Source organism: Enterococcus sp. VV15, from assembly GCF_005236045.1.
Classification (GTDB): Bacteria; Bacillota; Bacilli; order Lactobacillales; family Enterococcaceae; genus Enterococcus_B; species Enterococcus_B durans.
In genome coordinates this window covers 42,360-51,695 of the sequence record NZ_QPTY01000021.1, presented here as the reverse complement: position 1 = coordinate 51,695, position 9,336 = coordinate 42,360, and the positions used below count along the sequence as shown (strand labels likewise).

The 9,336-nt window shown below is 38.3% G+C and carries 12 protein-coding genes; 9 read left to right on the top strand and 3 right to left on the bottom strand.

The genetic code is table 11. The features are described from left to right. The first annotated feature begins 3 nt into the window (after positions 1-3). Positions 4-99: a hypothetical protein gene (locus tag DVW83_RS16120; protein ID WP_375731119.1), complete on the top strand. Its 96-nt coding sequence runs from the start codon at positions 4-6 to the stop codon at positions 97-99. A gap of 11 nt (positions 100-110) precedes the next feature. Here DVW83_RS16120 and DVW83_RS08940 read toward each other — a convergent pair whose 3' ends face one another. Further along, positions 111-554 (bottom strand): DUF5626 family protein, encoded by a 444-nt coding sequence (locus tag DVW83_RS08940; protein WP_104660464.1) that lies wholly within the window; start codon positions 552-554, stop codon positions 111-113. Positions 555-797: 243 nt separating this feature from the next. On the opposite strand from DVW83_RS08940, the gene DVW83_RS08935 reads away from it, so the two are divergent. From DVW83_RS08935 to DVW83_RS08930, 3 genes are read left to right on the top strand one after another with little or no spacing between them, the layout of a single operon-like run. Continuing rightward, a complete protein-coding gene (locus DVW83_RS08935) occupies positions 798-1,250 on the top strand; it encodes a hypothetical protein (RefSeq protein ID WP_104660465.1) in 453 nt (150 codons plus the stop codon). Between the two features lie 35 nt (positions 1,251-1,285). Beyond that, positions 1,286-1,447 carry a hypothetical protein gene (locus DVW83_RS15065; RefSeq protein ID WP_161569452.1) on the top strand — a complete coding sequence of 54 codons (162 nt, stop codon included), beginning with the start codon at positions 1,286-1,288 and terminating at the stop codon, positions 1,445-1,447. Positions 1,448-1,466: 19 nt separating this feature from the next. Next, complete coding sequence (locus tag DVW83_RS08930; protein WP_095803334.1) at positions 1,467-1,895, top strand: hypothetical protein; 429 nt, start codon at positions 1,467-1,469, stop codon at positions 1,893-1,895. 222 nt (positions 1,896-2,117) lie between these two features. On the opposite strand, the gene guaA is transcribed toward DVW83_RS08930, so the two are convergent. Further along, on the bottom strand, positions 2,118-3,683 hold the full coding sequence (gene guaA / locus DVW83_RS08925; protein ID WP_104660466.1) for a glutamine-hydrolyzing GMP synthase: 1,566 nt from the start codon (positions 3,681-3,683) through the stop codon (positions 2,118-2,120). Between the two features lie 59 nt (positions 3,684-3,742). Next, positions 3,743-4,666: a type I pantothenate kinase gene (coaA, locus tag DVW83_RS08920; RefSeq protein WP_104660467.1), complete on the bottom strand. Its 924-nt coding sequence runs from the start codon at positions 4,664-4,666 to the stop codon at positions 3,743-3,745. 216 nt (positions 4,667-4,882) lie between these two features. Here coaA and DVW83_RS08915 point away from each other — a divergent pair, with 216 nt between their 5' ends. The 5 genes from DVW83_RS08915 to DVW83_RS08895 all read left to right on the top strand — a co-directional run bounded on the left by DVW83_RS08915 (position 4,883) and on the right by DVW83_RS08895 (position 9,322). Next, positions 4,883-5,488 carry a class I SAM-dependent methyltransferase gene (locus DVW83_RS08915; RefSeq protein ID WP_104660468.1) on the top strand — a complete coding sequence of 202 codons (606 nt, stop codon included), beginning with the start codon at positions 4,883-4,885 and terminating at the stop codon, positions 5,486-5,488. Between the two features lie 282 nt (positions 5,489-5,770). After that, positions 5,771-6,787 (top strand): LacI family DNA-binding transcriptional regulator, encoded by a 1,017-nt coding sequence (locus DVW83_RS08910; RefSeq protein ID WP_104660469.1) that lies wholly within the window; start codon positions 5,771-5,773, stop codon positions 6,785-6,787. A gap of 140 nt (positions 6,788-6,927) precedes the next feature. Continuing rightward, positions 6,928-8,229 carry a pyrimidine-nucleoside phosphorylase gene (locus DVW83_RS08905; protein WP_104660470.1) on the top strand — a complete coding sequence of 434 codons (1,302 nt, stop codon included), beginning with the start codon at positions 6,928-6,930 and terminating at the stop codon, positions 8,227-8,229. A gap of 15 nt (positions 8,230-8,244) precedes the next feature. Beyond that, on the top strand, positions 8,245-8,907 hold the full coding sequence (gene deoC, locus DVW83_RS08900) for a deoxyribose-phosphate aldolase (RefSeq protein WP_016177176.1): 663 nt from the start codon (positions 8,245-8,247) through the stop codon (positions 8,905-8,907). 16 nt (positions 8,908-8,923) lie between these two features. Beyond that, on the top strand, positions 8,924-9,322 hold the full coding sequence (locus tag DVW83_RS08895; RefSeq protein ID WP_137239304.1) for a cytidine deaminase: 399 nt from the start codon (positions 8,924-8,926) through the stop codon (positions 9,320-9,322). Positions 9,323-9,336 lie beyond the last annotated feature (14 nt).

Here is a 9,336-nt window from a genome sequence, read left to right as displayed (position 1 = left end):
TATATTGAAACTTACTATAACACAAAACGCATACACTCTGCCCTTGGCTATCAATCTCCTAGAGCCTTTGAAAAAAAATCCGCTTATTCTCTTAACTAAGTGTCTAGTTTTTATTGACAACTCCAATTATTAACGTATCCTTTTGTCCAAATAAAAGAATAGCGACTTTCTTTTGAATTGATTAATCGTAAATTTTTTTGAGAGATAGTTCCGGTAGTAGGAATTGCATTACCTGAAAATACAGAGGTCATTTTGCCAGAGCTAATCTTTGTTTTAAAGCTGGCTTTCCAAGCACCTGGAGAAGAATATTTGATTAGGTAAGTACCAGATTTAATGGTTCGTAGTAAGTTAGCGGAGTAATCTGAAATCTCTTCGATAGATATTTCAATTATCCCTTCTTCGGTGGGGATATTAAAATATTGATCTCCATTTTGAATTAAGTCGTAAGATATTTCTACTTTGTTTTTTGAAGAAGTAATTTCGCTAGCAAAATTTATAGAACAACTCACAAAACTAGAAATAATAACGAATGCGAATAAAATTATTTTTTTCATTAAAAGAACTCCTTTCCATGTAGTTAACATACACGGAAAGGAGTTTCTTTTATAGCAACTAGTGGATGCAACCTAGCAACTGTTGGTTGCTATATAAATTGGTTGCTGAGTGTAAATTAATAGTTGCTAGGTTAAAAGAAAATTCAGTAATAATATAAAAATATAAATTACGAAAGGAGCTAGTGAAAAAAGTTAGAAAAGCTTGTTTAATGTATTCTATTTAAAGAGGAGAGTTGATTTGTTATGAAGAAAAAAATGATTCTATTTTCAACGTTTATTTTGTTATTGATTTATCCATCTCAAGTATTTGCATCAAACTTAGAAAATGATGCTACCAGGGAATTACTTAATCAGGCAGAGTTAGTTGCAAGCATAACTAACCCGGATGAACAAGATAAAGAAGTAATTAAGCTACAAAAAATGTTAGAAAATTATGATGTAGATATCTCTGAATCATATTGGACTCCAGAAGAAAATGAAGCGTTGACACGTGGTTATGGACAGTGGCATGATTTAGGAAAAGGCTACAAGGTAAGGGTAGATAGACCGCATGGGAGTAATGACACAAAACCACACGTACATGTGAAAAAAGGAAATAAAGATGTTACTGAAAACGTTGATGGATCCAATTCTCACGGAACAAATATGACAAGAGGAGGAGTACCTAAAGATATTCAAAAAAGGGTAAAGGGCTAAATGATTATAAAAAGGCTCAAAAAGATTTAAAAAGTATGAATGCAGCTCGTTCAAAAATTAAAGCTCGAAAATTAAATATGAAGAAAACGGCTGATATTGTAATTGCAATTGGAATATTTATTGCTGTAGTTGGCTTTGCAATTTTTGCTGCTTCTGCAATAGCTAGTTGGGGCGCGTTTTTCTTAGTATTCATTTAGATAAGGAGAATACCTATAAATGGAATATTTTGTTAATGATGAACACTGGGATATCGAAGGTTATTATAAAAATTTAGAACAATTATCTAAACGTTTGGGTACTTCATATCATTTTCTAAAAGATAATTCTCTTCATGACTATCGATTAGTAAAGATAGAAGTAGAAGAATTAGCAAATCTAGTAATAGAAGTCAATCTGTATTTACGTAATCCTTATGAAAATATTGACTATATTATTAAATGGAAAAATATACAGAAATTTTCTTTTCGGTATGATTGCTTACAGTACAAATTTGCTAATACGGATGATTTTGTTACAGATGACGGCTACGGGAGCGTTGCAGAAGATGAAATCACCGCCTATGATGACAAGTATTTGCAACATGAGCTTCTTTTTACTTCGAAAATGAAGCTCTACTTAGTGGGGGAAAGTGTTGAAGTATGTTAGGAATAACTATTAAAGTATTTTCAGTTGCTTGAAAAAAAGTTGAGCTAATTAGCTCTAAAAAGTAGTGAACAAAAGAAAAAGCCCTTGTCAGCCGTTAATCTGACAAGGGTTTTTGGTAGGGAAAATGGTAGGGAACCATCTTATTTTTAATGAAAATCAAGCATTTTAGCTATTGAAGAATGTTGATTTATCGGGATTCCCCTTCCATATTCTGTTGGCTCTTTATTCCCACTCCACAGTTGCAGGTGGTTTAGACGTAATGTCGTACACGATACGGTTGACGTGTGCCACTTCGTTAACGATACGTACAGAGATTTTTTGCAAGACGTCCCAAGGGATGCGAGCAAAGTCAGCTGTCATGCCATCGATGGAAGTAACGGCGCGGATACCGATAGTGTAATCATACGTACGGCCATCGCCCATAACACCAACAGAACGGATACCTGGTAGGACTGTAAAGTATTGCCAGATATCACGGTCTAATCCAGCCGCAGCGATTTCTTCACGCAAGATTGCATCAGATTCGCGGACGATTTCTAATTTTTCTTCACTGATTTCACCTAGTACACGGATACCTAGACCTGGTCCAGGGAAAGGTTGACGCCATACGATTGAATCGGGCATACCTAATTGTGTTCCTAATTCACGGACTTCATCTTTGAAGAGTGTGTTCAAAGGTTCGATCAATTCAAATTGCATATCTTCTGGAAGACCACCAACGTTGTGGTGAGACTTGATTGTTTGAGCTGTCTCAGTACCACTTTCGATCACGTCAGTATAAAGTGTGCCTTGTGCCAAGAAAGCAACGCCTTCTTCGCCAGCTAATTTCGTTGCTTCATCATCAAAAACATACACAAATTCATTTCCGATGATTTTGCGTTTTTGTTCAGGATCAGAAACACCAGCTAGTTTATCTAGGAAACGTTTTTTGGCATCAACTTTGATGATGTTCAAGCCAAATTTACCGCCTAGGCTTTCCATTACTTGGTCAGCTTCGCCTTTACGTAATAGACCATGGTCAACGAAGATCGATGTCAATTGATCACCGATCGCTTTTTGTAAAAGAACGCCGACAACACTAGAATCTACGCCGCCTGAAAGACCAAGTAAAACTTTTTTGTCGCCTACTTGTTGACGGATTTTTTCGATTTGCATATCGATGAAGTTATCCATTGTCCAGTTGCCTTCGCAATGGCAGACATCAAATGCAAAGTGACGTAATAATTCGATTCCGTATTCGGAATGGCGCACTTCTGCATGGAATTGGATACCATAGAAGTTGCGTGTTGTATCTTGGATTGATGCAATTGGGCAATCTTTGCTTGTTCCGACGATTTCAAAACCTTCTGGAACTTTTGTTACCAAGTCACCATGACTCATCCAAACAGTTTGTTGTTTTGGTATTTCATTGAACAACACAGCATCGTCAGCAGTTACTTCTAAGAGTGCTTTTCCGTATTCGCGGTTTTTGGCTGGCTCAACTGATCCACCTAATTTATAAGTGATCAATTGCATACCATAACAAATCCCTAACACTGGAATTCCTAAGTTAAAGATCTCTGGATCGATTCCAAAAGCATTTTCATCATACACACTGTTTGGTCCACCAGAAAGAATGATCCCTTTTGGATTCATTGCTTTTACTTCTTCTGCAGTAATGCGGTGGCTCAATAGTTCGGAAAAGACTCCCAAATCACGGATGCGTCGTGTAATCAATTGGTTATACTGGCTACCATAATCTAATACGATAATCTTTTCAACGTTTGTCATATCGGCAACGTTTGTCACATTTATTACCCCTATCCCTTTAAATTTTATCTCAAAATAGATGAAACTATTTTAAAATGCTAATATTTTCGCATGAAAATCGAATCGATGATATGATTTTCAGTTTTATGGAGAATTATATCTGCTCTGCTGCGAGTAGGCAAGATATATTCGTTTAAATTCTTTAAATTCACATTTTTCCATACTTCTTTTGCCATTTTGAACGCATCTTCGCGATCACCGATAGCAAATCGATAGTAATAGTTTTGTGGATTTTGAAAAGCTGTATCGAGTAAGGCACCGAAACGATCAAGGTACCATTTTTCGATCAGTGATGAATCTGCGTCAACGTAAACGGAAAAGTCAAAAAAGTCGCTGACGTAAATTTGTTGGTTGGCTGGTAGTTGAAGCGTGTTGATTCCTTCAACGATCAGAATATCTGGTTGTTGGATCAGCTCGTATTCATCAGGAATGATATCATAGACGTCATGTGAATAGACTGGGACTTTGATTTCTTCCTGACCGGATTTGACTTTATTTAGGAAGTCAATGAGCATTTCCATATTATAACTTTCTGGGAATCCTTTACGATCCATAATCCCTCGTTTTTTTAAGACCTTGTTAGGATAGAGAAAACCGTCAGTTGTAATCAACTGAACATTTCTCCGCTTAAAAGTACGAGATAAGATTGTTTGCAGTAGGCGAGCAGTGGTGCTTTTACCAACGGCGACACTTCCGGCGATACCAATGATGAATGGTGATACCTCCACGTATTTATGAAGAAAAAGACCTTTACTCAAAGTAAGAGATTCAAATTCTTTCATATAAAGATAGATCAGATGAGCAAGAGGAACATAAATGTCTCGAACATCTTGCATCGAAATACGGTCATTCAAACTCTTGATTTTATCTAATTCATCTTGGGTCAATGGTGCTTGCCCGTTACGATAAAATTCACGCCATTCTTCTCTTGCGACACGGTAGTAATTCATTGGATCATTCATAATAGCCTTATAGCCTCCTGCATTCTCCCATCAATGGATTTATTTTAACACAAAACATTCCTAAACCCCACCACTTGGGAGGAAAGCTTTGTCTTTTTTGGGTATTTTTCCATAGTCGGAAGAAAAAATAACTCTCAAGGGTTCTAGTCTGACTTGCACCTCTGTACATAAAACGATAGACTATGGACAACTAACAAAGTAAGAAGGGTGGACATTATGACAAACCACTATTATTCAGAAAACCCCGATACAGCCCATGATTTTGAGGAATGGCCGTTTGAATTAAAAGGAAAAATATTCCGATTTGTGACTGATTCTGGTGTATTTTCACGTGAAACAGTCGATTACGGTTCACGTGTATTGATTGATGCATTTGACTGGGAAGAATTACCGAATGAAGGGAAAATCTTAGATGTTGGCTGTGGCTATGGGCCAATCGGTTTAGCCATTGCTTTTGCGAGCCAGCGGATGGTGGAGATGGTCGATATCAATTCACGGGCAGTTGCATTGGCGCAGGGGAATTCGAAACGAAACCAAATTGAAAACGTTGAGATCCACCAATCCAATATCTATGAAGATGTTCAGGAAGAAGGCTATGCTGCTATTGTCAGTAATCCGCCCATACGTGCAGGAAAAAAAGTAGTTCACGAAATATTGACAGAGGCGTATCCACGATTAAAAACAGGTGGAACATTAACGATCGTGATCCAAAAGAAACAGGGAGCACCGAGTGCGCAGAAAAAAATGCTGGAAACTTTTGGAAACGCGGAGATCGTTACAAAAGACAAAGGATACTACATTATCAAAAGTGTGAAAGAATAAATAAAATTATACGGTATCGTGACTATTAATCGTTTTTTGCTCTTTTTAGAAAAGCAGCGATGTGAATGGATATAAATTTTTTTGCTATGAGTAGAATATTTTGAGATATGATTTATACAGATCTAGGAGGCTGAGACATAGAAATGTCTCGGCTTTTTTTTGTTTCGTTGAAGCTTAGATAAAAAAGGGGAAGTAAGTAAAGCATTGTGTCTATTTTCTAGCTATTCTTTTTGAAAGGGTTTTGGTAAACTAAAAAAGAATTTATACAAAGGGGGAGAAGAAGTGAAATTAACGATCAGAGATATCGCAGAGATGGCTGGCGTTTCTGTGACAACTGTCTCACAGATATTGAACAATAAAGGAAGCCGCTTTAGTGATAAAACCAGAAAAAAAGTATTGGAGATCGTGGATGAGCATCACTACAAACCTGATTATTTTGCCTCCAATGTGATCAATCGTCATTCTAAGACGATCGGGATGATCGTACCTGATGTGACCGACTTTTTCTTCTCTAAATTGATTGAAGGGGTCGAAAGTTATTTAAATCCGTTGGGGTATGTGATCATGCTGTGTAATTCTCGGCATAGTCAGGAGAATGAAATCAAATATTTACAAGAACTCTCTCATCGTTCGGTAGATGGCATCTTATTGGCTACCCCGAATGTCTTGCCTGATGCGTATTCTTTAGATAGTGGGTTTTATACGAACATGCCGATTATCTTGATCGATCGGGGACTAAACCGTAGAGACAATGGTCGCTTGCTTGTGAAAGAATATGAAGGGGCTTACCAAGCGGTATCGCTGTTCATTGAAAATGGACATACTAAAATCGGTATGTTGAAGGAAACAACTGGTTATTATCAATTGGAAGAGCGATTCAATGGATATCGCCATGCGCTCAAAGATCATGGTATTCCTTTTAACGGCAAGCTTGTTGAACAGGGTGAATTGACGGTACAAGGTGGTTATGAATCTTCCAAGAGATTGCTACGCCACAAAGATATTACTGCGATTTTTTGTGGGAATGATGCGATGGCGATTGGTTGTTACCAAGCAATCGATGAGTTAGGGAAAAAAATTCCGGAAGATATTTCAGTCATTGGGTTTGATGGGCTAAAACTTTCTGAATATATGATCCCCCAATTGACAACAGTTAAACAACCAAGTTTTGATATTGGTTTTTATGCTGCTCGCTTTTTGATCGACAAGATTGAATTTCCCCAACGCAAAGTTCCGAACAAAGTCTTTGAAACAAAATTAATTATTCGTGAGAGCATAAAAACATTGACAACGGGCTAACTGGGCGGTATATTGCTTATGTAAGTGTTTACAAACGTGAAGTATAGCTCTTTGTATTTTTAGTAAACTGGTTTACTAAAGTGGTTTACCTTTTATAAAAATCCTGTATAATACCGAATGAAGACAAGGAGGATCAGGCAATGCGAATGGTGGATCTGATTGAAAAAAAGAGGGACGGAAACGAATTATCAACGAAAGAAATCGACTATATTATTACGAATTATACGAGTGGTAACATTCCTGATTATCAAATCAGCGCATTGCTAATGACGATCTTCTATCAAGATATGACGGATCGAGAAATTACTGACTTGACACTGGCAATTGCACATTCAGGGGATGTGATCGATTTGAGTCCATTAGATGGGATCAAAGTCGACAAACATTCGACTGGTGGTGTGGGAGATACGACAACGTTGATCTTAGCGCCGTTAGTAGCTAGCGTGGGTGTTACAGTGGCAAAAATGTCTGGCAGAGGACTTGGCTATACGGGCGGAACACTAGATAAATTAGAAGCGATCCCAGGGTTTAAGATCGAACTTTCTGATGAAGAATTTATCCGGATCGTCAATGACAGTAAGGTTGCTGTCATTGGTCAATCGGGAAATCTTGCACCAGCAGATAAAAAGTTATATGCCTTACGGGATGTGACGGCGACAGTTGACTCGATTCCTTTGATCGCAAGTTCGATCATGAGTAAAAAAATCGCCGCGGGAGCGGATGCAATCGTATTAGACGTCACTACTGGTGATGGGGCATTTATGAAAAATATTGAGGATGCCCGACGATTAGCGAAAACAATGACCAGTATTGGTAAACTAGCGAATCGACAAACAGTTGCAGTGATTTCTGATATGTCTGAACCATTGGGTGAGGCAATTGGCAACAGTCTGGAAGTCGTCGAAGCTATTGATACATTAAAAGGTAACGGGCCGGAAGATTTGGTGGAAATGTGTTACGCATTGGGAAGCCAAATGATGGTATTAGCAAAACAAGTGGCTACGATCGATGAAGCAAGAGTTCAACTTAAAGAAGCGTTGGAATCTGGCAAAGCTTTGTTGAAATTCAAAGAAATGATCCAAAATCAAGGGGGCGACCCAAGTGTGGTGGATCAGCCTGAACGATTGCTGACAGCGAAGTATGTAAGCGAGCTTCCTGCGAAGGAAAGTGGCATTGTGTCGAAACTTGTTGCGAATGAGTTGGGAATTGCTGCAATGATGTTGGGAGCTGGCCGTAAAACGAAAGATGATGCTATCGATCATGCGGTAGGTCTTAAATTAAATAAAAAAATCGGCGATCCTGTTCAAGAGGGTGAATCTTTATTAACGATCTATAGTAATGAAGAAGATATCTCTTCTGTGAAAGAATTGCTTTATCAAAATATTGAAATCAGTGATTCGGCTGAGAAGCCTACTTTAATACACGACATTATCACAGAATAAAAAGGAGAGAAAAAAATGGAATTGAATCGAATGATTGATCATACAATTTTAAAAGCAGATGCTTCAGAAACGGATGTCATGCGTATCATTGAAGAAGCAAAGAAATATCATTTCTATTCTGTCTGTATCAATCCAACATGGGTTTCTTTAGCAAAAGAAAATCTAAAAGGTGAACCGGTAGCGGTCTGCACGGTGATTGGGTTTCCTCTAGGGGCTAACACATCAGAAACAAAGGCTTTTGAAACAACAAATGCCATTGAAAACGGCGCAGATGAAGTAGATATGGTCATCAATATTGGTGCATTGAAATCACAACAATATGGAAAAGTACAACAAGATATCGAAGCAGTAGTTGAAGCAGCCAAAGATCGTGCATTAGTGAAAGTGATCATTGAAACAGCGCTACTAAACCATGAAGAAATCATCAAAGCTTGCGAACTTGCGAAAGCAGCTGGAGCAGATTTCGTCAAAACATCTACTGGTTTTTCAACTGGTGGTGCCAAAGTAGAAGATGTTCGATTGATGCGTCAAACTGTAGGACCAGAAATGGGTGTGAAAGCATCAGGTGGCATCCATAATGAAGCGGAAGCTTTAGCAATGGTTGAAGCTGGAGCAACACGGATAGGTACTAGCGCAGGCGTTTCGATCATGTCTGGCTCAACAGGTGAAGGATACTAATTTTAAGGAGAAGTTTATGTCAGAAGTGAAACAAGAGTGGATCGATACTGCAATAGAGGCCTTGGATAAAGCCTACGTTCCATATTCCCATTTTCCTGTAGGCGCATGTTTAGTGACTGAATCAGGGCGAACGTATCAAGGAATCAACATCGAAAATGCATCATTTGGCTTAACAAATTGTGCCGAACGTACAGCATTCTTCAAAGCAATCTCTGAAGGAGAAAGGTCATTTATACACTTGGTTGTGTCTGGGCATACACCAGATCCGATTTCTCCTTGCGGTGCTTGTCGTCAAGTCATGGCTGAATTTTGTTCGCCGGATATGCCAGTAACTTTGATTGGCGATGACGATGTCATGAAATCCACAACTGTGGAGGGATTGTTACCTTACGCATTTACAGAAAAAGATTTATAACTCACGTTCATTCA

Bases quoted from the DNA above. Each gene is read 5' to 3' on its own strand.
- DVW83_RS08895 (WP_137239304.1), top strand. From the start codon at position 8,924: ATGTCAGAAGTGAAACAAGAGTGGATCGATACTGCAATAGAGGCCTTG.
- DVW83_RS08940 (WP_104660464.1), bottom strand. From the start codon at position 554: ATGAAAAAAATAATTTTATTCGCATTCGTTATTATTTCTAGTTTTGTG.
- DVW83_RS08930 (WP_095803334.1), top strand. From the start codon at position 1,467: ATGGAATATTTTGTTAATGATGAACACTGGGATATCGAAGGTTATTAT.
- DVW83_RS08905 (WP_104660470.1), top strand. From the start codon at position 6,928: ATGCGAATGGTGGATCTGATTGAAAAAAAGAGGGACGGAAACGAATTA.
- coaA (WP_104660467.1), bottom strand. From the start codon at position 4,666: ATGAATGATCCAATGAATTACTACCGTGTCGCAAGAGAAGAATGGCGT.
- DVW83_RS15065 (WP_161569452.1), top strand. From the start codon at position 1,286: ATGAATGCAGCTCGTTCAAAAATTAAAGCTCGAAAATTAAATATGAAG.
- DVW83_RS08915 (WP_104660468.1), top strand. From the start codon at position 4,883: ATGACAAACCACTATTATTCAGAAAACCCCGATACAGCCCATGATTTT.
- deoC (WP_016177176.1), top strand. From the start codon at position 8,245: ATGGAATTGAATCGAATGATTGATCATACAATTTTAAAAGCAGATGCT.
- DVW83_RS08935 (WP_104660465.1), top strand. From the start codon at position 798: ATGAAGAAAAAAATGATTCTATTTTCAACGTTTATTTTGTTATTGATT.